Source organism: Thauera sp. SDU_THAU2 (assembly GCF_038260575.1).
Classification (GTDB): domain Bacteria; phylum Pseudomonadota; class Gammaproteobacteria; order Burkholderiales; family Rhodocyclaceae; genus Thauera.
The window spans coordinates 4140781-4166951 of sequence record NZ_JBBWUN010000003.1 but is presented as its reverse complement, the minus strand read 5'-3'; the positions used below and the strand labels follow the sequence as shown (position 1 = coordinate 4166951).

The window sequence follows — 26171 nt, the reverse complement described above, 5'->3', positions numbered from 1 at the left end:
AGCTTTCCATGTTTCTGCTCGATTGGCTGTTCGGCAGGCGTCATGACGAGCCGCAGGCTGCGCCTGCCCATGCCGCACCGGAGGCCGGGCCTTGTGCGCCGGGCACGTCGATCCGCTACAGCGCCGACCTGATCGAACATCTGGTGCGCGACCACCGCAGCATGCTCGACTGCGTCGGCGAGATCGGCCGCGCGGCGCGCAGCGGGCGCCTGGACGAGGCCGTGCCGCTGCTGGAGCGTTTCCGTACCGACCTCCACGGCCATCTGCTGGTCGAGAATGTGCGGCTGTACGTCTATCTCGAACATACGCTGGCGAGCGATCCCGCCAGCCATGCGCTGATGCACGAGTTCCGCCACGACATGGACGAGATCGGCAAGAAGGTCGTCGCCTTCCTGACGCGCTATGCCCGTCTCGGCGAGGATCCTTCGCTGGCGGCCGGTTTCGTCGCCGACCTCGACGCCGTGGCCGCGGCCCTGGCAGACCGCATCCGGCGCGAGGAGGACGTGCTCTACCCGCTCTACGCGCCGGCGGCCTGAGGCGGCAGGCTGCGCCAGGCCGTGATCACGGCTGTTCGGCGCCGGGAGCGCTTCAGGCCAGCACCTGGCCGTGCTCGCGAGTGGCGTGGAAAGTGACTTTCGGCCACTTCTCCGCCGTCACTTCGAGGTTGTAGCGGCTGGTGGCTAGGTACACCGGGTTGCCGTCGATGTCCTTGCCCAGGCGCAGCGCCTGTTCGCGCTCGAAGTTGCGGCGGGTGAGGTCGTCCGGGAAGGTCAGCCAGCGCGCGGTGTGGATGTCGGCCGGTTCGAAGATCGCATCGACCTTGTATTCGTCCTTCAGGCGCTGGGCGACGATCTCGAACTGCAGCACGCCGACCGCGCCCAGCAGCATCTGGCCGCCTTCCAGCTCGAAGACCTGGATCGCGCCCTCCTCGCCCAGCTCCTGCAGGCCTTTCTGCAACTGCTTGGACTTCAGCGGGTCGCGCAGGCGGGCGGCGCGGAACAGTTCGGGCGAGAAGTACGGAATGCCCTTGAAGCCGATGTTCTCGCCTTCGCTCAGGGTGTCGCCGATCTGCAGCTGGCCGTGGTTGTGGATGCCGATGATGTCGCCGGCGACGCCGTCTTCCATGATCACGCGCTCGTTGGCCATGAAGGTCAGCGCGTTGGCGAGCTTCATGTCGCGGCCGGCGCGCACGTGCCTGACCTTCATGCCCGAGCTGTAGCGGCCCGAGCAGATGCGGAAGAAGGCGATGCGGTCGCGGTGCTTGGGATCCATGTTGGCCTGGATCTTGAACACGAAGCCGGTGAAGGCCGGCTCGGCGGGTTGCACCATGCGCGTGCCGTCGCCTGTCGAACCGGTGCCCGCAACGCGGGGCTGCGGCGGCGGCGCCCAGTCGAGCAGCGCCTGCAGGATCTCCTGCACGCCGAAGTTGTTGATCCCGGAGCCGAAGAACACCGGCGTCTGCTGGCCGGCGAGGAATTCGGTCAGGTCGAAGGGCGGCGAGGCGCCGTCGATCAGCTCCACGTCCTCGCGCAGCTGGCCGATCTCCAGCGGAAAGCGGCTGTCGAGCTCGGCATTGTCCAGGCCCTTGATGATCTCGCCGTCGCTGCGGCGCTCCTCGCCCGGCGTGAAGGTCAGCACCTGCTGTTGCAGCAGGTGGTAGACGCCGCGGAAAGCCTTGCCCATGCCCAGCGGCCAGGTCACCGGCGCGCAGGTGATCTTCAGCACGTCCTCGATTTCGGCGAGCAGGTCGAAAGGCTCGCGCACTTCGCGGTCGAGCTTGTTGACGAAGGTGATGATCGGCGTGTTGCGCATGCGGCAGACGTTGAGCAGCTTGATCGTCTGCGCTTCCACGCCCTTGGCGGCGTCGATCACCATCACCGCGGCATCGACCGCGGTCAGCACGCGGTAGGTGTCTTCCGAGAAGTCCTCGTGGCCCGGCGTGTCGAGCAGGTTGATGGTGTGGCCCTGGTACTCGAACTGCATCACCGAACTGGTCACCGAGATGCCGCGCTGCTTTTCCACTTCCATCCAGTCCGAGGTGGCGTGGCGGGCGGACTTGCGCGCCTTCACCGTGCCGGCGAGCTGGATCGCGCCGCCGAACAGCAGCAGCTTTTCGGTCAGCGTGGTCTTGCCCGCATCGGGGTGGGAAATGATGGCGAAGGTGCGGCGCTTGTCGACGTCGCGCAGCAGCTCGGGCGGGAAGGGGGTGGTCGTCATCGGGATTCGTCAGCGAAAAGAAAACCGCCTGCGCGCAATGGTGCGAGGCGGGGCGGTGGCGATTCTACCAAGGATGCGACGGGCTGCCGTGGCGCCGTGCGGCTGGCGGCGGCGTGGAACGGGCAAGAAAATGGGCATCGGCGCCAGGCGGGGCGCCGATGCCCGAGGCGGCTCCACGGCGGGAGCAGAGGAGAAAGCTGCGGCCGGCGAGGTGCGGCCGGCCAAGTGCTACCGGCGATGCTCGGTCGATGAGATGTGGCGCCGGCAGCCAAGTGCCGCCGCAGGGTCGTCCCTGCGGCGATGGGTGGACTTACTTCTTCTTGCCGACCTGATCGCCGATGACGCCGCCGATGGCCGCGCCGCCCACGGTGCCGAGGACGCCGCCGTCGGTGATGACCGCGCCTGCCACGCCGCCGACCGCGGCGCCGGTGACGGCGCTCTTTTCACGCGAGGACATGTTGTCCCAGGTCGCGCAACCCGTTGCGGCGATGGTGATCAGAATGGCGGGAATCAGGCTGTGGATCTTCATGCTGTACTCCTGTCTTGTGCTTGTTCGTCGGTGGGAACGCCGTCGTTCCTCCGATCGCTGAGTCCATGGATGGGAACACGGCGCGGGCGGAAAACTCCGCGGCCAGCGTGACGACTTGTTTCAGCGCCGAGGTCGTGCGGCAGGCCGTGTCGGCGCCGTTCCCGCGGACGCTGGCGGCAGACGCGGCGGCGTTCGCGCTCGATCCGTGCCCGGCGCCTTAACATTTGGACGCAGCTTGGCGGCTGGCCGGGGCGTCCCGGAAGCGGGAGTTCGCCGGATTTCGGCATGCCGGGCGCCTGCATGCCGTGTTCCGCTGCCGTCGTTCGGTGGCTATGCCGATGGCGCTCAGGGCTGGCCGGCGGCCTGCGCGGGAAACTCCACCCGCACCCGCAGCCCGTTCGGCGTTCCTTGATGCAGGCTGATCGTCGCGCCGTGCGCACGGCAGATCTCGCCGACGATGGCCAGGCCCAGGCCCGCGCCGCCTCCCCGCGTGCCGCGCCGGTAGAAGCGCTCGAACACCCGCTCGCGGTCCGCCTCGGGAATGCCGGGGCCGTCGTCCTCCACCTCCAGCGCCGCCGGCGTCTGCACCCGCAGCACCAGGTTGCCGCCGGCCGGCGTGTGGGCCAGGGCGTTGTCGATCAGGTTGTTGAGCAACTCGTTGAGCAGGATGGGCTCGCCGTCCACCCACACCGGCTGGTCGGCCTCCAGGGCCAGCGCGACGCCGCGCTCATGGGCCAGCGGGGCGAGCGCCAGCGCCAGTTCGCGGCTCAGCAGGCTCAGGTCGATGCGCTGTGCACCGCCTTCGCTGATCGCCCGCGCCCCGCTTTCGATGCGGCCGAGCGAAAGCAGCTGGTTGGCGAGGCGGGTCAGGTCGTCGCTGTGCTGCGCGGCTTGTTCCAGGGTCCGGCGCCATGCTTCCGGCTGCTCGGCGCGCAGGCCCAGCGTGATGCGCGCCTTGAGCGCGGCCAGCGGCGTGCGCAGTTCATGGGCGGCTTCGGTGATGAACTGCGACTGGCGCTCGAACAGGCCGCGCAGGCGGGCATTGAACTGGTTCAGCGCTGCCACCAGCGGGCGCAGTTCGCGCGGCAGCCCGGCATCGGGCAGCGGCCGCAGGTCGTTGTTGGTGCGTTCCGCCAGCGCGGTGCGCAGGCGTTCCAGCGGCCGCAGCGCGGCGCTCACCGCCAGCCATACCAGGATCAGCGCGGTCACCGCCAACAGGCCCATGCGCCACAGCGTGCCGATCAGCAGTTCGCGCGCCATGCGTTCGCGGGCGCCCTGGGTCTCGGCGACGCGGATCTCCGCCACGCCCTTGAAGCCCGGTTCGCTGACCGGCTGCAGCAGGCTCACCACGCGCACGCCCTGGCCGCGATAGATGCCATCGTAGAAGCGCGCCAGGGCCGGGTAGTCGTCGGTGCGCGGCGTGCCCGGCGGCGGCGCGGGCAGGTCCTCGTAGCCGGACACCAGCTCGCCGTCCATGCCCAGCACCTGGTAGTAGATGCGCCCGGCGCTGTCGTAGGCGAAAGTGTCCAGGGCCACGTAGGGCACGTTGGCCAGCAGCCGGCCGTCGTTGCTGTGCAGGCCGTCGCTCACCGCGCGCGCGGAGGCCAGCAGGGTGCGGTCGTAGGCGGTGTCGGCGGCGTGGCGGGCGCTCCAATAGGCGCTCAGGCTGCTTGCCAGCAGGATCAGCGCCAGCAGCAGCGACAGGCGCCGCAGCAGGCGCCCCCGCAGACTGCCGTGCTCAGCCATCGGCAGCCTTCAGCAGGTAGCCCAGGCCGCGGAAGGTGATGATGTATACGCCGCTGCCTTCGAGCTTCTTGCGTACCCGGTGGATGTAGATCTCGATGGCGTCGGGGCTGGCCTCCTCGTCGAGGCCGAACACCTGGGAGGCCAGCTGCTCCTTGCTCATCACCCGTCCGGGACGGGCGAGCAGCGCTTCCAGCACCGCCTGCTCGCGCGCGGTCAGCACCAGCGTCGCTCCATGCAGGCTGAAACGCAAGGTATCCAGGTCGTAGACCAGGGCGCCGCAGCGCTGCTGGCGATTGCCCCCCTGGCGTGAACGGCGCAGCAGCGCCCTGACGCGTGCTTCCAGTTCGGACAGTTCGAAGGGCTTGGCCAGGTAATCGTCGGCGCCCAGATTGAGCCCATGGACGCGGTCGCTGACTTCGCCGCGGGCGGTCAGCATCAGTACCGGCAGAGTCTCGCCGCGTTGGCGCAGATGGGTCAGCACCTGGAAGCCGTCGCGCCGCGGCAGGCCGACGTCGAGGATCGCCAGTGCATAACCCTCGTTGGCCAGGGCCAGATCGGCGGCCACGCCGTCATGCAGCACGTCCACCGTCCAGCCGGCGCCCTTCAGCGCCTGGGCGATGCTCTCCGCCAGTTGCGGGTGGTCTTCGACCAGCAGAATCCGCACGGCCACCTCCTGCCACGAAGCTCGTCAGAAGCGCGCAGTGTAGCGCCCACTCCGGCCCGCCAAGAACTTTCGGATGTGAAAGCTTGGCGAAAGCTAAGGCCCATAGCCTAGCAGCGTGTGAAAGGCGGCCCGAACCGTCCTGCACACGGCCCGCGCGGGCGATGCGCGGGTATGACAAGAACGAGAGGAGACCTGCATGATTTCTGTCCTGCGGCCGGTATCGCCGACCCTGCGGCCGAGTTGCCCGGCCATGGCCGGCACCGTGTCCGTAGCGCCGCGTGAAGCCGCTTTCGCTCACGGCGCGTCGGTGACCCCGGATACCAGCAACATCGACGTTCAGCACCCGTTCCAAGCGGCGCACTGACGATTCCGGTCTGCATGACCATGACTTGCGGCTAGAATTATTCCGTTCGCAAAAGCGGCGGACGACGCCTGATCATCGGACGGCCTGCCGACCTGATGAAGCCTGGGCCACATATATATAAACACATAGGAGACAACGTCATGAAAACTGCCCTGATCCGTGCCACCCTGGCAGCCGCCTGCGTGGCCATCGCCGGCCAGGCCCTGGCCGCCGAGCCGAAGCGGCCCGAATGTATCGCCCCGGCCGCTCCCGGAGGCGGCTTCGACCTGACCTGCAAGCTGGCGCAGTCTGCACTGGTCGAGAGCAAGCTGCTGACGTCGCCGATGCGCGTCACCTACATGCCCGGCGGCGTCGGCGCGGTGGCCTACAACGCGGTGGTCGCCCAGCGTTCGGCCGAGGCCGGCACCATCACCGCCTTCTCCAGCGGCTCGCTGCTGAACCTGGCCCAGGGCAAGTTCGGTCGCTTCGACGAAAACGCGGTGAAGTGGCTGGCCGGGATCGGCACCAGCTACGGCGCGCTGGCGGTGCGTACCGATTCGCCCTACAAGAACCTGGACGACCTGGTCGCTGCGATCAAGGCCGATCCCACCAAGGTCGTGATCGGCTCCGGCGGCACCGTCGGCAGCCAGGACTGGATGCAGACCGCGCTGATCGCCCGCGCTGCCGGCATCGATCCGCGCAAGATGCGCTACGTGGCGATGGAAGGCGGCGGCGAACTGGCCACTTCGTTGCTCGGCGGGCACATCCAGGTTGCCAGTACCGACATCTCCGACTCGGTGCCGCACATCGAAAGCGGCGGCATGCGCATTCTGGCGGTGTTCTCCGACGAGCGTCTGCCGGGCAAGACCGTGTCCCAGATTCCCACTGCCAAGGAGCAGGGCTACGACGTGTCCTGGCCGGTGATCCGGGGCTTCTATGTCGGTCCCAAGGTCAGCGATGAAGCCTACGCCTGGTGGAAGAACGCGTTCGACCAACTGCTGGCATCGGAAGATTTCGCCAAGCTGCGCGAGCAGCGCGAGCTGTACCCCTTCGCCATGACCGGTGACGAACTGGATGCCTACGTGAAGAAGCAGGTTGCCGAGTACAGGAAGCTGGCGCAGGAATTCGACTTGGTCAAGTAGGCAGGCCGGGGCTTGCGCCGTCGCCGCGAGGCGACGGCAGCCCGTTTCCGGAATCCGCCACTGCCTGGAACACGTCGCTCCCGGGGTGCGTTGCTTGTGCCAGCGCGCCCCGGGCGGGCAACTCATCACGAGGAATCCCTCTCATGTACCAACGTATATTCGGCCTGGTGCTGCTGCTCATCTGCGTGGGTCTGGCCGTCGCTGCCTGGGACTATCAAGCACCGTTCTCCTACGAGCCGGTGGGGCCGCGCGCCTACCCGCTGCTGCTGCTGCTGCTGATGGGGCTGGGGGCGATCTACCTGATCGCGGCCAAGCCGGCGGACGGCCACGAACCTGCCGACGAGCATGATCATCCGATGGACCGCCATGTCCTGATCAAGGTGGTCAGCTGCGTGGTGGTGCTGACGATCTACGCCGCGCTGTTCGAAACGCTCGGCTTCATCCCTGCGGCCATGCTGTTCGGCATCGCCATGGCCCGTCTCTACGAGGGCACCTGGCTCGCCAGCGTGATTGCCGGCGTGGTCCTGGCCATCGGCCTCTACCTGCTGTTCGACAAGGCCCTCGACGTACCGCTACCGCTCGGCATCCTCGCCGGTCTGGAGAACTGAACCATGGATACATTCAGCTACCTCGGCCAGGGCTTCGGTGTCGCCCTCAGCCCCTACAATCTGTTCACCGCGCTGTGCGGTACGCTGATCGGCACCGTCGTCGGGCTGCTGCCGGGCCTGGGCCCGATCAACGGCGTGGCGCTGCTGATCCCCATCGCCTTCGCTCTCGGCCTGCCGCCGGAAAGCGCGCTGATCCTGCTCGCTGCCGTGTACCTGGGCTGCGAATACGGCGGGCGGATTTCCTCGATCCTGCTGAACATCCCCGGCGAGGCCTCGGCGGTGATGACCACCCTCGACGGCTACCCGCTGGCGCGCCAGGGCAAGGCTGGCGTGGCGCTGTCGATCTCGGCCTGGAGCTCCTTCCTCGGTGGTCTCATCGCCACCTGCGGCGTGGTGATCTTCGCGCCCTTGCTGGCGAAGTGGGCGGTGGCTTTCGGGCCTGCCGAATACTTCGTGCTGATGGTGTTCGCCATCGTCTGTCTGGCCGGCATGGCCGGCAACAGGCCGATGAAGACGGCCGTCGCGTGCTGCATCGGCCTGTTCCTGTCCTGCGTGGGCGTCGACTCCAACAGCGGCGTGTATCGCTTCACCTTCGGCAGCCTCGGCCTGGCCGACGGCATCCAGTTCGTGGTGCTGGTGCTCGGCCTGTTCTCGGTCAGCGAGATTCTGGTGCTGCTGGAACGCACGCACCGCGGCCAGAAGGCCCTCGAAGCGAGCGGCCGCATGTTGTTCAGCTTCAAGGAAGGCGCTTTCGTGCTGGCCACCAACCTGCGCAGCGGTGCCCTCGGCTTCGTCTTCGGCATCCTGCCCGGCGCCGGCGCCACACTGGCCAGTGCGGTGTCCTACATGAGCGAGAAGCGCCTGGCGCACAAGGACAATCGCTTCGGCGACGGCGACCTGCGCGGCCTGGCCGCGCCGGAAACCGCCAACAGCGCCTCGGCCTGCGGCTCCATGGTGCCGATGCTGACCCTCGGCGTGCCGGGTTCGGGCACTACCGCGGTGATGCTCGGCGCGCTGACGCTGTACAACATCACGCCGGGCCCGCTGCTGTTCCAGAACCAGCCGGACATCGTCTGGGGCCTGATCGCCTCGCTGTTCGTCGCCAACGTGATGCTGATCGTCATGAACGTGCCGATGATCAAGGTGTTCACCAAGATCCTCGCCGTGCCCTACTGGGCACTGGTGCCGGCGATCGCCATCATCACCTCGATCGGCGTCTATGCGGTGCATGCGACTACTTTCGACCTGTTCCTGATGATCATCATCGGCGTGGCCGGCTACATCCTGCGCAAGCTGGACTTCCCGCTGTCGGCGATCCTGCTCGGCTTCATCCTCGGCGGGCTGATGGAGCAGAACCTGCGCCGGGCGCTGTCGATTTCCGATGGCAGCCTCAGCATCCTGTTCGCCAGTCCGATCACCTGGGGCGTGTGGGTGCTGATCGTGGCGATGATCATTCTGCCGATCTACCGTTCCTGGCGGGCCAGCGCCAAACGTGCCGATGGGCCGGCGGTCGCCGACGCCTGATCGCCCGAGCAGTCGATCGATCGGCCCGGCCGGCGGCTCGTCCGCCGGCCGGGCCATTTTCGTTCATGCAGGCAAGTCCGGCCGTATCGCCGGGCGCGTCTCGGCGCCCCGGCTTGTCCGCGCCGGTCTTACGCGGCAGCATGCAGGCATCTTCCGCACCCTGTTCCCGCCATGCTGCTGCTCGATGCCTCGCTTGCCCAGTCCATCGTCGATCGCACGATGCAGATCCTGCATGCCAACGTGAACGTCATGGACGCGCGCGGCGTCATCATCGCCAGCGGCAACGCGGCCCGCATCGGCAGCCCGCACGAGGGCGCGATGATGGTGCTGGCGCAGGGGCGCACGGTCGAGATCGACGATGTGCTGGCGCGCCGGCTGCACGACGCACGGCCGGGCATCAACCTGCCGCTGCGTGCCGAAGGCGGCATCGTCGGCGTGATCGGACTCAGCGGCGAACCCGATGCCATCCGCCAATTTGCCGAACTGCTGCGGATGGCGGCCGAAACCATGATCGAGCAGGCAAGACTGATGCAGATCATCGCGCGCGATGCCCGCCTGCGCGAGGAACTGGTGCTGCAACTGGTCGGCCTGGCTGCACCGGCCCCGGTGCTGGAAGACTGGGCGCGCCAGCTCGGCGTCGATCCGGCGCGCCCGCGCGTCGTGCTGCTGCTTGAAGCCGATCCTGCGGCTGTCGATGCGGCGGTCCAGCTCGCCGAACAGCAGCGCCTGCTGGGTGTGCTGGCGGCCGAGCCGGAGGTGTTGTACGCGCCGGTGTCGCTGCGCGAAGTGGTGGCGCTGCTGCCGGTTTCGACTGGGCCCGACGAGGCGGAGCAACTGCGCAAGCGGGCCGAAGTCCTGCTCGCGCGCCTTCGGCGCGACGGCCATCCAGCGCCGCGCCTGGCGCTCGGCGGCGTGTTTCCGGGCCGTGCCGGGCTGGCACGTTCCTATCAGTCGGCCTGTGCGCTGCTGCGCCTCGGCCGTCGGCGCGGCGGCGCGCTGCACTGCTATGCGGACCAGACGCTGGCTGTACTGCTGGCCGGCCTGGACGAGGGCTGGCAGGCGGACGAACTGCGCCGCCCGCTGCAGCGGCTGGCCCGGCACGACCGCGATGGCCTGCTGCAGCGTACGCTTGCCACCTGGTTCGCGCACGACATGAAGTCGGCCGCCGCCGCACGCGCGCTGGGCGTGCATCGCAACACCCTCGACTACCGCCTGCGCCGGCTCGGGGAGTTGAGCGGGCTGGATCTGGCGCGGCTCGACGACTGTCTGCTGCTGTATATCGCGCTGCAGCTCGATCCAGCCGATTCCGAGTGACATCAAATCATGAAAATGCACAATAAAAATCAAAAATACAATGGAAATTTGTGCGTTTCCATGAAGACATCAGTGCGCGTCCGGTTCTAAGCTGTATCTGCCGTGCAAGTGCCGCCGTGTCTTGCACCCAATCCACTGCCTGGAGCCCGCCGCCATGAAAAAGATCGTCATCGCCCCTGATTCCTACAAGGAAAGCCTGTCCGCGCTGGAAGTCGCGCAAGCGGTCGAAGCCGGCTTCCGCGCCGTCTTTCCGCAGGCCGAATACGTGCTCGTGCCGGTGGCCGACGGCGGCGAAGGCACGGTCGACGCGATGGTGGCCGCCACCGGCGGGCGCCGGCTGGAAGTCGCCGTCACCGGCCCGCTGGGCGACAGCGTGCCGGCTTTCTACGGCCTCACCGGCGATGGTGCCACCGCGGTGATCGAGATGGCGGCCGCCAGCGGCCTGATGCTGGTGCCGCCGGCGCAGCGCGATCCGCTGCGCACCACCTCGCGCGGCACCGGCGAACTGATCCGCGCCGCGCTCGACGCCGGCGCACGGCGCTTCATCCTCGGCATCGGCGGCAGCGCCACCAACGACGGCGGCGCCGGCATGGTGCAGGCGCTGGGTGCGCGGCTGCTGGACGCCGATGGCCGTGAGCTGGGGCCGGGCGGCGGTCCGCTGGCCGAGCTGGAACGCATCGACGTCTCCGCGCTCGATCCGCGCCTGGCCGAATGCCGCATCGAAGTCGCCTGCGACGTGGACAACCCGCTCACCGGTCCGCGCGGGGCCTCGGCGGTGTTCGGACCGCAGAAGGGCGCGACGCCCGACAAGGTGCGCGTGCTGGACGACAACCTCGCCCGCTTCGCCCGCATCGTCGAGCGCGACCTCGGCGTCGCGGTGGACCAGGTGCCGGGCGCCGGCGCGGCCGGCGGCATGGGGGCGGCGATGCTCGCCTTCTTCGGCGCGGTGCTGAAGCCGGGCATCGAGATCGTCACCGCCGCGGTCGATCTCGACCGCCACGTGCGCGATGCCGACCTCGTCGTCACCGGCGAGGGCCGCATCGACTTCCAGACCGTGCACGGCAAGACGCCGATCGGCGTCGCCCGCGTCGCCAAGCGCTACGGCAAGCCGGTGATCGGCATCGCCGGTTCGCTCGGCGCCAACGTCGGCGTCGTGCATGAGCACGGCATCGACGCGGTGTTCAGCGTGCTCTGCCGTCCCTGCACACTCGAAGAGGCGCTGAGCGATGCGGCGGCGAACGTCGAACTCACCGCCCGCAACGTGGCTGCCACGCTGCGCATCGGTCCGGGCGCGCCTGCGTTACCATGAGTGCCCCCTGAGCTTCCGCCCACAGAGCCGTCTTGGACATCATCTTCGGCATCATCCTGCCGGTCTTCGGCACGCTCGGCCTCGGCTACGTCGCGGCGCGCTGCGGTGTGTTCGACGAGGCGGCCAATCGCGGGCTGTCGCTGTTCGTGTTCAACTTCGCCCTGCCGCTGATGCTGTTCCGCGCCATCGCCCAGGCCGAACTGCCCGCGGCGATGCCCTGGGGCTACCTGCTGTCGTACTACATCGGTGCGTTCGCGGTGTTCGGGCTGGCGATGCTGGCCGGGCGGCTGCTGTTCGGGCGCCGGCTGGACGAGCAGGCGGTGCTCGGCCTCGGTGCCGGCTTCTCGAACACCGGCATGCTCGGCATTCCGCTGGTGATGACGGCCTACGGCCCGTCGGCGGCGCTGCCGCTGTTCGTCATGATCGCCTGCCACAGCCTGCTGATGCTGCCGCCGACCACCGCGCTGATCGAGGCGGCGCGCGGCGGCCAGCAGTCGGCGGCGGCGACGCTGCTGAAGCTGGGCAAGAGCGTGCTGGCGACGCCGATCATCTGGGGGTTGAGCTGCGGCCTGGCGTTCGCGCTGTCGGGCGTGCCCTTGCCCGGTCCGGTCGATGCCGTGGCCGGCGGCCTGGGCGCCGCGGCCACGCCCTGCGCGCTGTTCGCGCTCGGCGCCTCGCTGACGCGCTACAGCCTGGGCGGCAACCTGCGCGAGCCGCTGGTGCTGGTGGCGCTGAAGACGGTGATGCTGCCGCTGCTGGTGTGGCTGCTGGCAACCCAGGTGTTCGACGTGCCGCCCTTGTGGGTGGCGACCGGCGTGCTGCTGGCGGCGCTGCCGGCCGGGATCACGCCTTATCTCTTCGCCCAGCGCTACAACGTCTGCCAGTCTTCGGTCGCCTCGGCGGTATTCCTGTCGACCCTGCTGTCGGTGCTGACGCTGACGGTGCTGCTGTTCCTGCTGCGGCCCTGAGCAGCCGCGGTGCCGCGCATTGCCGTGACGGCCGCGAGTGCGTAGCATGCCGCGGTTCCCGCCGCCGGGCGGCATGTACCAGGCTGGCCGATGTCCGACTTTCTCGCGATCCTGAGCTTTTCCTTTTCGGTCACCGGGCCGATCTTCGTGCTGCTCGGCCTGGGTGTGCTGCTGCGTCGCACCGGCATGTTGACCGACGGCTTCATCGATGCCGGCTCGAAGCTGGTATTCACCATCGCCCTGCCCACGCTGCTGTTCACCAGCATCGCCAAGACGCGCATCGCCGAATCGGCCAATGCCGGCATGATCGCCTACGGCCTGGCGGCGACGCTGGCGCTCTACATCGTGCTCGAATGGTCGGCGAAATTCGTCGTGCAGCCCGAACGCGACCGCGGCGTGGTGGTGCAAGGTGCGTTCCGCTCCAACTTCGGCGTCGTCGGCCTGGCCTATTGCGTCAATGCCTACGGTGACGCCGGTCTTGCCGCAGCCTCGCTGTATCTCGGCCTGGTGACGATCCTGGTGAATGTGCTGGCGGTCATCACCCTCAGCCGTTCGCTGCACCGCAGCCAGGGCGTGGGCAGGATCGTGCGCGGCATCGCCACCAATCCGCTGATCATCGGCATCCTGCTCGCGCTGCCGGTGTCGGCGCTGGAAATCCGCCTGCCGGAGCTGGCGCTGCGTTCGACCCAGTACCTCGCCGACATGACCTTGCCGCTGGCCCTGCTGTGCACCGGCGCCTCGCTGGATTTCCGCAGCCTGCGCTCGGAGATCGCCAGCACCGCGCTGGCCGCGCTCGGCAAGCTGGTGGTGGTGCCGGTGCTGCTGACGCTGGGCGCGGCGGCGTTCGGCTTTCGCGGCATCGAGCTGGGCATCCTGATGCTGATGGCTTCGGCGCCCTCGGCCGCGGCCGGCTATGTGATGGTGCGGGCGATGGGTGGCAACGCCACGCTGGCGGCGAACATCATCGCGCTGACGACGCTCGGTTCGCTGCTGACCACCAGCCTGGGCGTGATGATGCTGCGCAGCGCCGGGCTGATCTAGCCGGACCGGCCGGTCTCAGTCTTCGTCGAAGCGCTGGCAGCCGAGCGCCGTGACGGTGGGCGGGCTGCCTTCATGGGTGTAGTACAGCGAGCCGATTGCCCGGCCGTTCTGCCACGTCTCGTGCAGCATCAGCGAGCCGCGCAGGCCTTCGAGGTCGAGTGCATCCGGCCTGAGCACGCCGAAATCCACGATTCGCAGCATGCCGTCCATGTCAGCCGTGGCGTGGATGGCCACCCTATCCAGCAGGGCCAGGTCGGGCGACACGTCGCTGCTGCCCGCGGGAAAGCGCGCGGTTTCAGGCTGGCCGGGGGCCGGCCAGAGGAATTCGGGTGTGACGATTTCCAGGCCGGCGATGCGGGGCGCACCCGCGGTTTCGGCAGCACCGCTCGCGATGCTGAGCACGGCCCGGGTGCGGTCCGGGTCGTCCAGGTCGGCGCAGATGATCCGGGTCTCCGCCGCTGCGGCGGGGCCGGCAGCGAGTGCTGCGAGGCAGGCAATCGCCGCTGTGGTCGATCGGCATGGCTGGCGTTTCGTCATCGTTCGGCTCCGCGGGAGATGCGGACCATTATGCATGCCGTGCACGGCAGGGATGTCGTCCGGCTTGAATTGCGCCCCGCGCTGAACTTTAGTGAAAGTGTGCAAACGCCCGTGGCAGGCGCTTTCAGGGGGTGCAGCATGTTGATCACACGCGAGGTGCTTACCCGGATGGGCGCGACCAGCGCCAATGCCGACCGCTACGTCGATGCACTCAACACCGCGATGGCGGCCCATGCCATCGACACGGTACCGCGCATCGCCCATTTTCTTGCCCAGGTGATGCACGAATCCGGCTGCCTGCGGCTGACCGTCGAGAATCTCAATTATTCGGCAGACGGATTGCTGGAAGTCTTTCCGCGGTATTTCGGCACACGTGCCGAGGCGGAGTCCTGTGCCCGCAAGCCGGAAAAGATCGCCTGCAAGGTTTATGGCGGGCGCATGGGCAACGGCGCCGAGGCGAGCGGCGACGGCTGGCGCTACCGCGGCCGCGGTCTGATCCAGCTGACGGGCAAAGACAACTATCGCGGTTTTGCGCGATGGTGCGGCCAGGACGTGGTGGCCGATCCGGATCTCGTCGCCGGCAGCCTGGCGGTCGATGCCGCAGTGTTCTTCTGGCAGCGCGAAAATCTCAACGCGCTGGCCGACGTTGACGACCTGAAAGCGGTGACGCGCCGCATCAACGGCGGCCTGAACGGTTTCGCCGATCGCCGCGAATTGCTGGAGAAGGCGCGTCAGGCGCTGCGTGACCTGGGGCTGGCCGGAACTTTCGCGCCGGCGATGTCCCCGTTCGCGCCGATGCATCGCGTCGTGCCGCTGCAGCTCAATCTGCGTTCCACGCCGCAGGTGACGCCTGCAAGCCTGCTGGCGCCGCTGGTGCAGGGCACCGAAGTCGAAGTGCGCGGCCCGACCGCGGTGGCGGGCTGGGTAGAGGTGCGGGTGATGCTCAATGGCGTCGTGCGCGAAGGCGTGGTGGCCGAGCGCTATCTGGAGGCGTCCGCGCCGCGTCCGCGCACGCGTGGCGGCCTGCGTTCCCGTGCCGTACCGGCTGCCGAAACGCTGCCGGCGCTGCCTGTCGCCCATCTGGAGGCCGATCGTCCGGACATCACCCGCGTGCGGGACGGCGGGCGGGCTTACCCGCTCGGCGAGGCCGAACGCCCCGCGCGCAATGGCTCCGAGGGCGCACGTGGTGCCGCCGGGCTGACGCGGATCGTCGATTACCTGGATGTCGCCAGGGCCGATCACTTGCGCTACCAGCCGCGCGCCGGCATGACTTTCTGCAACATCTACGCCACCGATTACGCCTGTCTGGCGGGCGCCTACCTGCCGCGCGTGTGGTGGACCGACTCCGCGCTGCGCCGCCTGGCGCTGGGCGAGCCGGTGGAGGCGACCTATGGCCAGACGGTGCGTGAACTGAACGCCAACGCCTTGTACGACTGGCTCGACGAGCACGGCGCCGAGTTCGGCTGGGTGCGCGAACTGGATCTGACCCTGTTGCAGGCGGCAGCGAATGGCGGCGAGGTCTGCGTCATCGTCGCCAAGCGCCGCGATCTCAACAGTTCCGGCCACATCAGCGTCGTCGTGCCCGAGCAGAAGGGGATCGAAGCGCGGCACGCCGTCGACGGCGAGGTTCTGCGTCCGCTCGAATCCCAGGCCGGTACGCGCAACATCACACGCGGGGTGTCGTCCAGCGCGTGGTGGGCGGCGGAGCGCTTCCAGGCCTTCGCCTTCTGGCGGCATCCGTGACCGGCCGCCTGGCCGGCTTGCCATCCTGCTGTTGCATGGCGAAACATGCCGGTGACGGAATCTTTTGTCCGGGCCGCGCCTCTGAGACGGTATCCTGCCGCTTCGGCCAGCCGTAGCGGCCCCGACACCTTGATGGGATGCCTCATGTATCGAGATCCGAAGTTCTCAGGCCTTTTCAACCAGTTCGGCGCCCGTGGCGGTACGCCGCCCAGTCTGCTGCAGAAGATCGTCGCCGCGATCGTCACCGTTGCCGTGTTCGGCGTCGCGCTGATGTTCTCGGTCGTCTTCTTCGCCGTCGTCGTCACCGTCGGCGCCGTGGCCTGGGGCTACCTGTGGTGGAAGACCCGTGCGCTGCGCAAGCAGATGCGCGAGCATCCGCCGACCGGGCACGGCATGGTGATCGAGGGCGAGGTCATCCGCGAAGTCGAGATCGAGGATCGTCCGGGACGCGATAGTCCGGGACGCGCCAGTCCGGGCGAAGATCGCCCGCCGCGCTGATCTCCATCGCCCCATGCGCCATTGGCTTGGTGTAGTCTGTCCGTCCCCGCCGCTGCGCCGCAAGGCCGGGAGGCGGAATCCCATACCAGACAGAGGACAACAAGCATGAGCACTGTGACCCTTGGCGGCAATCCGATCGATGTGGCTGGCCGTTTCCCCCAGGCGGGTGATGCCGCCCCTGCCTTCAAGCTGACCGGCGCCGATCTGGCCGACGTCGGTCTCGACGCCTTCGCCGGCAAGCGCAAGGTACTGAACATCGTTCCCAGCCTCGACACCCCGGTGTGCGCGGCGTCGGCGCGCAAGTTCAACGCCGAGGCCAGCAGCCTTGCCGACACCGTGGTGCTGGTCGTGTCCGCCGACCTGCCCTTCGCCGCCGGCCGTTTCTGCGAGGCCGAAGGCCTGAAGAACGTGAAGACGCTGTCGACCTTCCGCAACCCCGATTTCGCCCGCGACTACGGCGTCGCCATCACGTCCGGCCCGCTGGCCGGCGTCACTGCGCGCGCGGTGGTGGTGGTCGATGCGAACGACAAGGTCGTGTATTCCCAGCTCGTGCCCGAGATCAAGGAAGAGCCGGACTACGCCGCCGCGCTGGCTGCGCTGAAGTAATCCCGTGCCGGGGCCGCGTTCTTGCGGCCCGGACGTGAAAAAGTCCCGCTGGCCTCAGGCCAGCGGGACTTTTTTTCCATCGAACGGAAGCCGGGTATCAGTTTCCGACTTTCAGCCGGCCGCCCTTGCCCAGGCCGCCCTTCACTTCCTGTGCCTTGTAGTTGCGCAGCGAGATCACCATGTTGTTGTAGGCATCCATGAAGGCGGCGACGGTAGCCTTGCCTTCGGGCGTGCGCGAGAAGCCGCCCAGCCCGCCGGCAGCGCCGCCGCCGATGGCGCCGATGGCTGCGCCGAAGTTGGTGGCCGTGGCGTTGCCTTCGGAGATCGAGATCTGCACGCCCGAGCGGATGTCGAACATGCTCAGCGTCACCACCGACACCTTGCTCTGCATGGCACCGCCGACGACGGCACCCACCCTGCCGAGCAGGCCGCCGACACCGGCAGCCATCTGGCCGGTGGCGTCGTTGTCGATGATGATGGCGGGCTCCATGAAATAGTCGGCCGCCACGCGCTGGCCCTTCTGCTGCTTGGAGCCGGCGCGGAATTCGCCTGAATTGCGTTGCTTGTCTGTGATGGCGCTGATCTTGCCTTCGGTGCGGTTGTTGCCGACCGAGGTGATGACGAAGCAGTTCGACTGCTGCACGGCCAGGCGGATCAGCGGTTCGATGCTGGTGACCTTGGTGGCGGCGCCGAAGCTTGCATACCATTCCTTGCCGCGGCCATCGTCCACGGCCAGCGTGCCCAGCGGCTCGTCGCAGCGTTCGAGGCTGGCGTTGGCGTTGACGCTGGTGCCGCCAGCGGCTGCACCCGTGGCGGCGGTGGGGCTGTCACCCGCGGACAGGAGGCCGCCGGCACCGGGAGTCACGCAACCGGCCAGAGCCAGCGAAGCCGCCAGCGCGGCCAGGGAGAGGGAGGTCTTGGACATGGAGAATCGTCCTTCGTAGTGTGTTGAAAGGAGGGATGTTGGGAAGGTCGGGATCTAGGGAAAGGAAAGCGTTTCGGCCGTTCAGCGCAGATACCAGCCGCTCGGTCCCCAGATCCAGTAGTACGGGTAATAGCTGTACCAGGCACCCCATGACTTGCGCTGTTCGTCACGGATGCGGTAGAGCTCGCGTTCCTCCTGCTTGGCCGCCTGGGCTTCGGCCATCAGCTTGTGGGCGTCCTTGTAGTTCATTGCAGCGGCACGGCTCAGCCAGGCTTCGGCCTCGGCCGGGTCGGAACCCATTTCCTCCAAACCCAGCAGGTACAGGCGGCCCAGCGCGTATTGCGCTTCGGCGTGGCCGCGGTCGCCGGCCTTGCGCAGCCATTCGATGGCCTGGTAGCTGTCGCGCGTCACGCCGTCGCCGCGCAGCAGGCGCAGGCCCAGGTCGTAGGCGGCACGCGGGTCGCGCTCGGCGATCTCCGCCAGGGCCTGCAGACGGCGTTCGGCCTCCGGATCACCGGGATCGCCCTGGAAGGTGGCGGTATTGCGCGGCACGTCGGCGCACTCACTGCCGCTGCACAGGCGGACGGTATCCGAACGGGGGGCGATCTGCTCTTCGGGCGTCTGCGCGCAGCCGGCCGCTACCAGCGTGGCCAGCAGCATGGCCAGGGGAGTCACGATGGATGAAGCAGTGGCGCGCATGACAGGCCTTTCTCAAGGGCAGGGGACACTGAGTATATAGAAAATTTACAATTTGGCCGCCAGCTTTTTTATGGCTGCCAAGGCCCTGATTCGATACGGCATTCCGTCTGGAGCCGGCATGCTCCGACCATCATCCCGGGTTTGGCGCCGGGATGCGGCCGCCGTGAGCCGGCGCTGAACACGATCTGCCGGGCATCGGCCCGGGGCTACTCGGCGCTGCCGTCCTTGTCGTCGTCGGCCTGGGTTTCGGCCTCTTCCGGCACCGGGGTGGCCAGGACCTTGTCGATGCGCTTGCCGTCGATGTCGACGACCTCGAAGCGCCAGCCTTCCCATACGGCGATGTCGCCGGTGTTGGGCAGGCGGCCGAGCAGCCACATCATCATGCCGGACAGGGTGTGGTAGCGGCCCTTGTCCTCTTCCGGCACGTTCTTCATCGCCAGGCGGTCCTTCAGCTCGAGGATCGGGATCAGGCCGTCCAGCAGCCATGAGCCGTCCTCGCGCTGCACCGCCCAGGCTTCCTCGGCGTTCTCGGTCTGGAATTCGCCGGTGACCGATTCGAGCAGGTCGTGCAGCGTGACCATGCCCAGCACCTCGCCGTATTCGTCGATGACGAACACCATGTGGGCGCTGGAGGCGCGGAACTGGTCGAGCAGTTCCATGCCGGTCAGCGATTCGGGCACGTAGATCGGCGCCTGCAGTGCTTCGGTCAGGTCGACTTCGGCGCCGCGCAGGGTCTGGTTGAAGAGCTGCTTGGAGCTGATGATGCCGAGGATCTCGTCGAGGCCGCCGCGGCACACGGGGAAGCGCGAATGGGTCGATTCGGCCATCAGCGTCAGGTTGTCGTCGAGCGGGCGGTTGACGTCCAGCCAGACGATGTCCGAGCGCGGCACCATCAGCGAGCCGAGCTGGCGCTCGTCGAGGCGGAACACGTTGCGCACCATCTCGTGCTCGCTCTTCTCGATGATGCCGGCTTCCGAGCCTTCGTCGAGCATCGCGCGGATTTCCTCCTCGGTCACGCTCGGGCCGTTGATCTCGCGCTGGCCCATCAGGCGCAGCAGCAGCGCGGTCGAGTTCGACAGCAGATGCACGAAGGGGCGCGAGATGATCGCCAGCATGTTCATCGGCCGCGCGACCAGGCGGGCGATGCCTTCCGGGTTGATCTGGCCGATGCGCTTGGGCACCAGTTCGCCGATCACGATCGACACGTAGGTGATGACCATCACGACCAGCACGGTCGAGCCGATTTCGCTGGTGCGCTGCTCTACGCCCAGCGTCTGCAGCCAACTGGCCAGAGGGCCGGCCAGCGCGGCCTCGCCGACGATGCCGTTGAGGATGCCGATCGAGGTGATGCCGATCTGGATCGTCGACAGGAAGCGGGTCGGCTCCTCGCCGAGCTTGACGGCGACGGCGGCGGCGTTGTCACCCTCTTCGGCGAGCTTGGCCAGCCGCGCGCGGCGCGCGGTGACGAGGGCGATCTCCGACATGGCGAAGATGCCGTTGAGCAGGATGAGGGCGATGAGGACGAATATTTCCATTGAAGTGTTCGGTGGTACGGCGTTCAGGCGTGCGGGTGCATCCACGCCGGGGCGGATGCAGGGAGCGACGGCATTGGGGGAGCGATCCCGGCGCCGGAATCAGCGCGGAATTCGGCACACGGCGCGGCACGCAGCGCAGGGCATGCGAGCGGGGCCTGCATCAGGGAGAGGGCGTGCGTCCGGCGTGCCGGATATGGCGGGACGCGCAACGGCAACCGGTGGGTGGCCGTGGCTGGCGATGCTGGATCGGGGCAAGATCGCCCGGTCGAGTCGCCATCGGCCGAGGATTCGTCCTCGGTGCGGGGCGGCTCGGAAGGGGGCGGAACGGAGTTCGACAGGGAAGGCTGACTCATAGCGCGGAGCCGTTTTTATCGACCCCGCCTGGCCCTTGATTTGTTTGAGGAAAAATAATCATGCCGCAAGTGCCGGGAATTGTCACCTTTCGTGACCGGCGGTCCGCCGGCCTTGCCGGGACGTATCCACCGGAAGGCCTCACTGGAAGGCCACTTCGGCGAAGCTGCGCAACTTGCGGCTGTGCAGGCGGTCGATGCCCTGCTCGCGCAGGCGTTCCAGCGCGCGGATGCCGATGCGCAGGTGCTGGTCGACGCGCTCGCGGTAGAACTGGTTGGCCATGCCCGGCAGCTTGATCTCGCCGTGCAGCGGCTTGTCGCTGATGCACAGCAGGGTGCCGTAGGGTACGCGGAAGCGGAAGCCGTTGGCGGCGATGGTGGCGGACTCCATGTCCAGTGCCACCGCGCGGCTCTGGCTGAAGCGCCGCTCCGGGCTGCTGTCCATGCCGCGCGAGGGCAGCAGTTCCCAGTTGCGGTTGTCGGTGCTGGCGACGGTGCCGGTGCGCAGCACGCGCTTCAGTTCGTAGCCGGACAGCCGGGTGATTTCCTCCACCGCCGCTTCCAGCGCGAGCTGCACTTCGGCCAGCGCCGGGATCGGCACCCACAGCGGTAGCTCCTCGTCGAGCACGTGGTCCTCGCGCATGTAGCCGTGGGCCAGCACGTAGTCGCCGAGCTGCTGGCTGTTGCGCAGGCCGGCGCAGTGGCCGAGCATCAGCCAGGCGTGGGGCCGCAGCACGGCGATGTGGTCGGTGATGGTCTTGGCGTTGGCCGGGCCGACGCCGATGTTCACCATCGTGATGCCGCTGCGGTCGCCGCGCACCAGGTGGTAGGCCGGCATCTGCGGCAGGCGCGGCGGCGCGGCACCGAGCGCGTCGCGCTCGCCGGGCGGCAGGCCGCGGCGGCGGGTGAGGACCTCGCCCGGTTCGACGAAGGCTTCGTAGCCGTGGCCGGAGGCGGCATCGGCCATCAGTTCGCGGCCGAGCTCGATGAACTCGTCGATGTAGAACTGGTAGTTGGTGAACAGGATGAAGTTCTGGAAGTGCTCGGGCCGCGTGCCGGTGTAGTGGCGCAGGCGGTGCAGCGAGTAATCCACCCGTGGCGCGGTGAACAGCGCCAGCGGATGCGGTTCGCCGGGGCCGGGCTCGAAGGTGCCGTTGGCGATGCCGTCGTCCATCGCGCCCAGGTCCGGCAGGTCGAAACGGTCGCGCAGCAGCAGGCGGCGATCGGGGCCAAGCTGGCCTTCGAGATGGTCATCCTCGGCGAGGGCGAAATGCACCGGGATCGGCTGCGTGCTGGTGCCGACTTCCAGCGGCATCTGGTGGTTGCGCAGCAGCAGGCCGAACTGCTCGAGGTAGTAGTCGGCGAACAGGTCGGGCCGCGTCAGCGTCGTTTCATAGACGCCGGGGCCGGCGACGAAGCCGTAGGACAGGCGCGAATCCGCCCGCGCCACGGTGTTGCTGCGGATCCGTACCAGCGGATAGCAGGCGCGCACATGCTGGCCGATGTCCCCGCCGGCGACATAGCGCTGCAGCGCATCGCGCAGGTGGCGGGTGCTGGCAGCGTGGATCTCGCGCACGCGCTCGAGGGCGGCGGCGGCATCGTCGAACAGGGCGGGGGCGAAGAAGGGTGCGGTATTCATGCTCGGAGGGCCGGAAGCAGTGCAGGCGGATGGACAGGAGCCTGGCGGCGCGTGGCGTTCAGCGCGGCGCCCTGAGTCTGTCGGGCAGGTTCAGCCGGCCTTCGTCCGAGAAGCGAACGCTGCCCAGCACGCCGCCGGCCAGCCGGCCGCGCAGGGTGTAGGGCACACCGTCGGTCATCGGGCGGCCCTCGATCATGCCGAGGGCCTGGCGCAGCACCGCGGAAGTCGACACGCTCACCGGCACGCTGACCACCGTTTCGCCGAAGCGCGGCACGGTGCCGCGCTGGTCGCTGACGCCGGTGGCGAAGGCCTTGCCGTCGAGATCGAGCTCCAGCGCCAGGCCGTCGAAGTCGATCGCGGCGTCGTTCGGGTTCTGCACCCGCAGCTTCAGCGTGAAACGCATCTCCATGCCCTGCCCCGCCAGCGGTTCGAGACCGACGACGTTGATGCGCACCGGCTCGCGGTGGGTCAGGCTGGCGCAGCCGGCCAGCGTCAGTGCGCACAGCAGCAGGCAGGACAGCCAGTGGAGAGGATTGCGGCGGGCGGCGTTCGGCATCGGTGGGCTCCGGCGGGTCACAGGGCGGCTTCCATTCTAACCGCCGCAATGTGCAGGCTTTCGGATCGGTGCAGGCTTGTTGCAAGGTCGGTCCAGCGTGGCCCCATGAACAGGCAAGCACATGTCCCGGGGCTGGCGTGCTGCAGGGTATTGCCGATGTTGCGTGATGTATTGGGCTTGATGCGCTTGCGGGCAGGTGCTTTCATCTGTGACTTGGATGGCATGGAAAGGGCTGCATGCGTTACCAGGGCAGGATTACGCAATGGAAGGACGAGCAGGGTTTCGGCTTCATCACCCCGAATGGAAGTGGTGCAGCCGTCTTCGTGCATATCAAGGCCTTCAATGATCGAAAACGGCGGCCTGTGGGCAACGAACTGGTGAGTTATGAGCTGTCGGTCGATGCGCGGGGGCGCGGGCGGGCCGAGAAGGTTGCCTTTGTCGGCGAGTGCGGAGCAGTGTCGCGACGCACTGGTGGAGCTGGATTGCCTGTTCTGGTGGTTTCGGCTTTTGTCCTTGCGCTGCTTGCAGGAAGCTTGTCGGGCATGTTGCCGGTTGCGATTCTGCTGCTGTATGTCGTGGCAAGCGCAATGGCTTTTGCCGCTTATGCGTGGGACAAAGCGGCCGCCAGGCGAGGACAGTGGCGTACGCCCGAGAGTACCCTTCATTTCTACGGCTTGATCGGTGGTTGGCCTGGCGCCTTCGTCGCTCAACGCCTGCTGCGGCACAAATCCAGCAAACGCGAATTTCAGTCGGTGTATTGGACGACGGTGGTCATCAACTGCATGGCGCTGGGTTGGCTGATTGGCGGGGATCACCTTCACTGGGTCGATCAGTGGCTGCAGGAAGCGCTGAAAGTTGCGCAGGCCTTTGCGATCGAGCTTGGACGATAGGATGCGCCGCGCGCTTTCTTCCTGACTGCATCAGGCAATCATTTCAAGAATTCCGCGGTGCGATCCACGATACGTTCGAGCAGCGCGTCGACCGCGACGCCGCCTGCCGTTGAGGCGCTGCGGCGGTAGCCGAGATGGACCACCGGCGAGTCGGCCGCGATCCGATAGACCGCGATCGACAGCGGGCACAGGGCGATGTGGTGGGGCGATTCGGCGCTCAGGCGCGCGGCGGCGCTGGCGCTGCAGAAAGTGTAGATGCGGGCCTGGTCGAAGAGCGCGGGCGAATGGCCGAGGTCCGGCGCGGTGCGCCGCAGCATGTCGCCGAAGTGGCTGACCGTCGGCGGCGTGATGCCTTCGGCGGCGATCGCATCGACGAGCGCGAAGGCGACGTCCTCGAATTCGGCACCGGCGATTTCCCGCGTGACGATGCCGGCCTCCGCTGCGGCCGCACCGGCCTGCAGGGCAAGGAAGAAGGCGAAAAAGAACCCGGTACCGCGGCGGAGCAGATCCCGGTACCGGGGTTGCAGTAATCGTGTCGTGTTCCTCGGGTTCAGAAGCGGTAGCTGGCCTGTACGCCACCATACACATTTCTGCCCGGGCCGGGTTCGTAGAAGCGGCCGTTGCCGTCGCCGACGATGACCGAGGCGATGTGCTTGCGGTCGAAGACGTTGTCCAGCCGCAGCAACTGGCTGAAGGTCCAGGGCCCGGACTGCTGTTCCGCCGCCAGGCGCAGGTTGAGCAGCGTGTAGGACGGCGCGGCCTTGCCGGTGTTGGTGTCGTTGACCTCGACCGCGCTGCGATGCACCGCTTCCAGCGCGGTGCTGAGCCCGGCCATCGGCTTCCACACCAGTTCGCCCCAGGCCGAAACCCTGGGCACGCCCGGAATCCGCTTGCCGCTGTCGACGTTGTTGAAGGATTCGTCATAGATCGCGCGCATCACCGTCAGTGCGCCGCGGGCGCTGAGTTTGTCGGTGAATTCGGTCTCGACGGCGAGTTCCAGGCCCTCGCGCAGGGTCTTGCTGGCGTTCCTGTACGAGGTGCGGCCGCCGATGGCGCCGGCGCTGACGATCTCGTCCTTGGTCTTGATCTGGAAGGCAGCGAGATTGACTCGCGTGCGTTCGCCGACGTAGGCCTTCAGGCCGAGCTCGAACTGGCGGCTGGTCGAGGGCTTCAGGCCGAGGTTGAAGCCGCCGGTGGAGGAGTAGGCGATCTCGCCCAGCGTCGGTGTCTCGAAGCCGGTGCCGAAGCTGGCATAGACGTTCAGCAGCGGGCTGGCGCGCCACAGCAGGCCGACGGCCGGCGTGGTCTTGCGGTAGCGCACCGAGCCGCTGTCGTCGCCGTTCGGACCGACGATGTAATCGTCGTCCACTTCGAAGCGCACGTTGCTGTGGCGCACGCCGAGCGACCAGTCCCAGTCGCCCTGCTGCCAGGTGGCCTGCACGTAGGGGTCGGTACTGGTGACGGTATTGGTCTCGTCGCGCCGCAGCCTGCCCTTGACACCGAAATTGCCGCCGACGAAGTTCTCGTAGCCCTGGCGGTCGTCCTCGGCGCGGTCGTGGTCCACGCCGGTGGTCAGGGTCAGTTTGCCGGTACCGATCTCGCGCTGCATGATCCAGCGTGCGCCGATGCCGTGGAACTCGCGGTCGAAATCGATCACGCCGCCGGCGTGGCGGGGATTGGCCTGCGCGGCAGCGGGAATCGACTGGTACTGGATGACGCTGCGCTGCCCCGCATAGGCCTGGACCTGCAGCCGGTCCTCGCCGAAGCGGCGTTCGTACACCGCGCCGCCCTGCAGGTGGTTGATCGACTTGCGGGTCTTGTACTGCAGCGCGATCGGCTCGACGCCGCGCGCGTCGCGCTTGTAGGTGTTCCAGGTGACGCCGAGCGGGTCCTCGGTGTCGGGCTGGTGCAGGCTGCTGAACAGCAGCGTCAGCTTGCTGTCCTCGTCCGGCGCCAGCGTGATCTTGGCGAAGCTCTGGTCGCGGCGGGCGGCGCTGTAGCGGCGTTCGCCGTCGGTCTCGAAGCGCGAGGCGTCGAGCACGAAGCCGACGCCGTTCTTCTCGCCTTCCGCGCCGATGCCGATCTTGTAGGTGCCGTGCTCGCCGGCGTACATGCTGCCGCGGATGCGCGGAGCGCCCTTGCCGTCGCGCGAGAACAGCTGGATGACGCCGCCGGCGTGGTTGCCATACACGGTGGCGAAGGGGCCGCGCAGCACCTCGATGCGCTCGGCGGCATCGAGGTTGAAGGTGGCGGCCTGGCCCTGGCCGTCCGGATTGCTGGCGGGGATGCCGTCGGCGATCAGCTTCACGCCGCGAACGCCGAAGGCTGCGCGAGCGCCGAAGCCGCGCACCGAGATCTGCAGGTCCTGGGCGTAGTTCTGGCGGTTCTGCACCACCACGCCGGGCACGCTGCCGAGCACTTCGGAGACGTTCACCCGCAGGCCTTCGGCAGTGCCGCCGAGCTGCACGGCGTCGATCGAATACGGCATGTCGAAGGACGAAGCCTCGACGCGGCTGCCGGTGATGACCATCGTGCCGAGCGTCGGCTCGGTATCGGCGGCCATGGCGGATGTTGCCGCCAGTGTGCACAGCAGGGCACAGTGCAGGCGGCTGGGCCGCGGCAGACGAAGCGTGAGAGGGCGGGCCATGATCGAAGTCTCCTCGGGCTGCTCTTGCGGCAGCGATGGCGGCAGTCTAGAACCTGTGCCCTGCCCCTGTCGCCGTGGAAAGCGCCAGCCCGGCCTCATGATTTTCATGAGGCACGTCCAGCGTGTAGGCCGGACTGCATC

Annotated in this window: 27 protein-coding genes; 14 read left to right on the top strand and 13 right to left on the bottom strand. The window is 67.8% G+C overall.

Annotation, left to right across the window (positions count from 1 at the left end; all coding sequences use genetic code 11):
• Positions 1 to 8: 8 nt before the first annotated feature.
• Complete coding sequence (locus AAFL97_RS21200; protein ID WP_341646619.1) at positions 9 to 536, top strand: hemerythrin domain-containing protein; 528 nt, start codon at positions 9 to 11, stop codon at positions 534 to 536.
• A gap of 52 nt (positions 537 to 588) precedes the next feature.
• Here AAFL97_RS21200 and AAFL97_RS21195 read toward each other — a convergent pair whose 3' ends face one another.
• The 4 genes from AAFL97_RS21195 to AAFL97_RS21180 form a co-directional block, all read right to left on the bottom strand.
• Positions 589 to 2217: a peptide chain release factor 3 gene (locus AAFL97_RS21195; RefSeq protein ID WP_341646618.1), complete on the bottom strand. Its 1629-nt coding sequence runs from the start codon at positions 2215 to 2217 to the stop codon at positions 589 to 591.
• 310 nt (positions 2218 to 2527) lie between these two features.
• A complete protein-coding gene (locus tag AAFL97_RS21190) occupies positions 2528 to 2746 on the bottom strand; it encodes a glycine zipper 2TM domain-containing protein (RefSeq protein ID WP_068637205.1) in 219 nt (72 codons plus the stop codon).
• A gap of 345 nt (positions 2747 to 3091) precedes the next feature.
• The gene (locus AAFL97_RS21185) at positions 3092 to 4492 is read right to left on the bottom strand and encodes a sensor histidine kinase (RefSeq protein ID WP_341646617.1); all 1401 of its coding nucleotides are present in this window, start codon (positions 4490 to 4492) and stop codon (positions 3092 to 3094) included.
• Positions 4485 to 5156 carry a response regulator gene (locus tag AAFL97_RS21180; RefSeq protein ID WP_341646616.1) on the bottom strand — a complete coding sequence of 224 codons (672 nt, stop codon included), beginning with the start codon at positions 5154 to 5156 and terminating at the stop codon, positions 4485 to 4487. Before AAFL97_RS21180 ends, AAFL97_RS21185 begins: the two co-directional genes overlap by 8 nt.
• A 196-nt stretch (positions 5157 to 5352) precedes the next feature.
• Between AAFL97_RS21180 and AAFL97_RS21175 the strand changes: the two genes are divergently transcribed.
• The 8 genes from AAFL97_RS21175 to AAFL97_RS21140 all read left to right on the top strand — a co-directional run bounded on the left by AAFL97_RS21175 (position 5353) and on the right by AAFL97_RS21140 (position 13405).
• Positions 5353 to 5520: a hypothetical protein gene (locus AAFL97_RS21175; protein ID WP_341646615.1), complete on the top strand. Its 168-nt coding sequence runs from the start codon at positions 5353 to 5355 to the stop codon at positions 5518 to 5520.
• A 140-nt stretch (positions 5521 to 5660) separates the two neighbouring features.
• The gene (locus AAFL97_RS21170; RefSeq protein ID WP_341646614.1) at positions 5661 to 6641 is read left to right on the top strand and encodes a Bug family tripartite tricarboxylate transporter substrate binding protein; all 981 of its coding nucleotides are present in this window, start codon (positions 5661 to 5663) and stop codon (positions 6639 to 6641) included.
• 143 nt (positions 6642 to 6784) lie between these two features.
• Positions 6785 to 7249 carry a tripartite tricarboxylate transporter TctB family protein gene (locus AAFL97_RS21165; protein WP_341646613.1) on the top strand — a complete coding sequence of 155 codons (465 nt, stop codon included), beginning with the start codon at positions 6785 to 6787 and terminating at the stop codon, positions 7247 to 7249.
• A gap of 3 nt (positions 7250 to 7252) precedes the next feature.
• Positions 7253 to 8773 carry a tripartite tricarboxylate transporter permease gene (locus AAFL97_RS21160; RefSeq protein ID WP_341646612.1) on the top strand — a complete coding sequence of 507 codons (1521 nt, stop codon included), beginning with the start codon at positions 7253 to 7255 and terminating at the stop codon, positions 8771 to 8773.
• Positions 8774 to 8944: 171 nt separating this feature from the next.
• Complete coding sequence (locus AAFL97_RS21155) at positions 8945 to 10087, top strand: sugar diacid recognition domain-containing protein (protein WP_341646611.1); 1143 nt, start codon at positions 8945 to 8947, stop codon at positions 10085 to 10087.
• Positions 10088 to 10241: 154 nt separating this feature from the next.
• On the top strand, positions 10242 to 11396 hold the full coding sequence (locus AAFL97_RS21150; protein WP_341646610.1) for a glycerate kinase: 1155 nt from the start codon (positions 10242 to 10244) through the stop codon (positions 11394 to 11396).
• Between the two features lie 32 nt (positions 11397 to 11428).
• The gene (locus AAFL97_RS21145) at positions 11429 to 12364 is read left to right on the top strand and encodes an AEC family transporter (protein WP_263462705.1); all 936 of its coding nucleotides are present in this window, start codon (positions 11429 to 11431) and stop codon (positions 12362 to 12364) included.
• Between the two features lie 90 nt (positions 12365 to 12454).
• Positions 12455 to 13405 (top strand): AEC family transporter, encoded by a 951-nt coding sequence (locus AAFL97_RS21140; RefSeq protein WP_341646609.1) that lies wholly within the window; start codon positions 12455 to 12457, stop codon positions 13403 to 13405.
• A gap of 15 nt (positions 13406 to 13420) precedes the next feature.
• Here AAFL97_RS21140 and AAFL97_RS21135 read toward each other — a convergent pair whose 3' ends face one another.
• Positions 13421 to 13942: a hypothetical protein gene (locus AAFL97_RS21135; protein WP_341646608.1), complete on the bottom strand. Its 522-nt coding sequence runs from the start codon at positions 13940 to 13942 to the stop codon at positions 13421 to 13423.
• Positions 13943 to 14080: 138 nt separating this feature from the next.
• On the opposite strand from AAFL97_RS21135, the gene AAFL97_RS21130 reads away from it, so the two are divergent.
• The 3 genes from AAFL97_RS21130 (at position 14081) to tpx (ending at position 16789) form a co-directional block, all read left to right on the top strand.
• Positions 14081 to 15685 carry a glycoside hydrolase family 19 protein gene (locus AAFL97_RS21130; protein ID WP_341646607.1) on the top strand — a complete coding sequence of 535 codons (1605 nt, stop codon included), beginning with the start codon at positions 14081 to 14083 and terminating at the stop codon, positions 15683 to 15685.
• Positions 15686 to 15829: 144 nt separating this feature from the next.
• Positions 15830 to 16183 carry a hypothetical protein gene (locus tag AAFL97_RS21125; RefSeq protein WP_341646606.1) on the top strand — a complete coding sequence of 118 codons (354 nt, stop codon included), beginning with the start codon at positions 15830 to 15832 and terminating at the stop codon, positions 16181 to 16183.
• A gap of 105 nt (positions 16184 to 16288) precedes the next feature.
• Positions 16289 to 16789, top strand: a complete 501-nt coding sequence (gene tpx, locus AAFL97_RS21120; RefSeq protein WP_341646605.1) for a thiol peroxidase — start codon at positions 16289 to 16291, stop codon at positions 16787 to 16789.
• Positions 16790 to 16886: 97 nt separating this feature from the next.
• Here the strand turns inward: tpx and AAFL97_RS21115 are convergent, their stop codons facing one another.
• From AAFL97_RS21115 to AAFL97_RS21090, 6 genes are all read right to left on the bottom strand, one after another.
• On the bottom strand, positions 16887 to 17714 hold the full coding sequence (locus AAFL97_RS21115; protein ID WP_263462711.1) for a hypothetical protein: 828 nt from the start codon (positions 17712 to 17714) through the stop codon (positions 16887 to 16889).
• Positions 17715 to 17795: 81 nt separating this feature from the next.
• A complete protein-coding gene (locus AAFL97_RS21110) occupies positions 17796 to 18413 on the bottom strand; it encodes a tetratricopeptide repeat protein (RefSeq protein WP_341646604.1) in 618 nt (205 codons plus the stop codon).
• 206 nt (positions 18414 to 18619) lie between these two features.
• Entirely contained in the window at positions 18620 to 19948 is a 1329-nt protein-coding gene (locus AAFL97_RS21105) for a hemolysin family protein (protein ID WP_341646603.1), read from the bottom strand.
• Positions 19949 to 20440: 492 nt separating this feature from the next.
• Positions 20441 to 21937 carry an AMP nucleosidase gene (locus AAFL97_RS21100; protein WP_341646602.1) on the bottom strand — a complete coding sequence of 499 codons (1497 nt, stop codon included), beginning with the start codon at positions 21935 to 21937 and terminating at the stop codon, positions 20441 to 20443.
• A gap of 58 nt (positions 21938 to 21995) precedes the next feature.
• The gene (locus tag AAFL97_RS21095) at positions 21996 to 22493 is read right to left on the bottom strand and encodes an LEA type 2 family protein (protein WP_341646601.1); all 498 of its coding nucleotides are present in this window, start codon (positions 22491 to 22493) and stop codon (positions 21996 to 21998) included.
• 17 nt (positions 22494 to 22510) lie between these two features.
• A complete protein-coding gene (locus AAFL97_RS21090; RefSeq protein ID WP_341646600.1) occupies positions 22511 to 22699 on the bottom strand; it encodes a hypothetical protein in 189 nt (62 codons plus the stop codon).
• A gap of 30 nt (positions 22700 to 22729) precedes the next feature.
• Here AAFL97_RS21090 and AAFL97_RS21085 point away from each other — a divergent pair, with 30 nt between their 5' ends.
• Positions 22730 to 23383 carry a cold shock and DUF1294 domain-containing protein gene (locus AAFL97_RS21085; protein WP_341646599.1) on the top strand — a complete coding sequence of 218 codons (654 nt, stop codon included), beginning with the start codon at positions 22730 to 22732 and terminating at the stop codon, positions 23381 to 23383.
• 38 nt (positions 23384 to 23421) lie between these two features.
• Here AAFL97_RS21085 and AAFL97_RS21080 read toward each other — a convergent pair whose 3' ends face one another.
• Entirely contained in the window at positions 23422 to 23700 is a 279-nt protein-coding gene (locus tag AAFL97_RS21080; RefSeq protein ID WP_341646598.1) for a DUF302 domain-containing protein, read from the bottom strand.
• Positions 23701 to 23709: 9 nt separating this feature from the next.
• Between AAFL97_RS21080 and AAFL97_RS21075 the strand changes: the two genes are divergently transcribed.
• Positions 23710 to 23913, top strand: a complete 204-nt coding sequence (locus tag AAFL97_RS21075) for a hypothetical protein (protein ID WP_341646597.1) — start codon at positions 23710 to 23712, stop codon at positions 23911 to 23913.
• Positions 23914 to 23933: 20 nt separating this feature from the next.
• On the opposite strand, the gene AAFL97_RS21070 is transcribed toward AAFL97_RS21075, so the two are convergent.
• A complete protein-coding gene (locus tag AAFL97_RS21070; RefSeq protein WP_445954515.1) occupies positions 23934 to 26030 on the bottom strand; it encodes a TonB-dependent receptor family protein in 2097 nt (698 codons plus the stop codon).
• Positions 26031 to 26171: the final 141 nt, after the last annotated feature.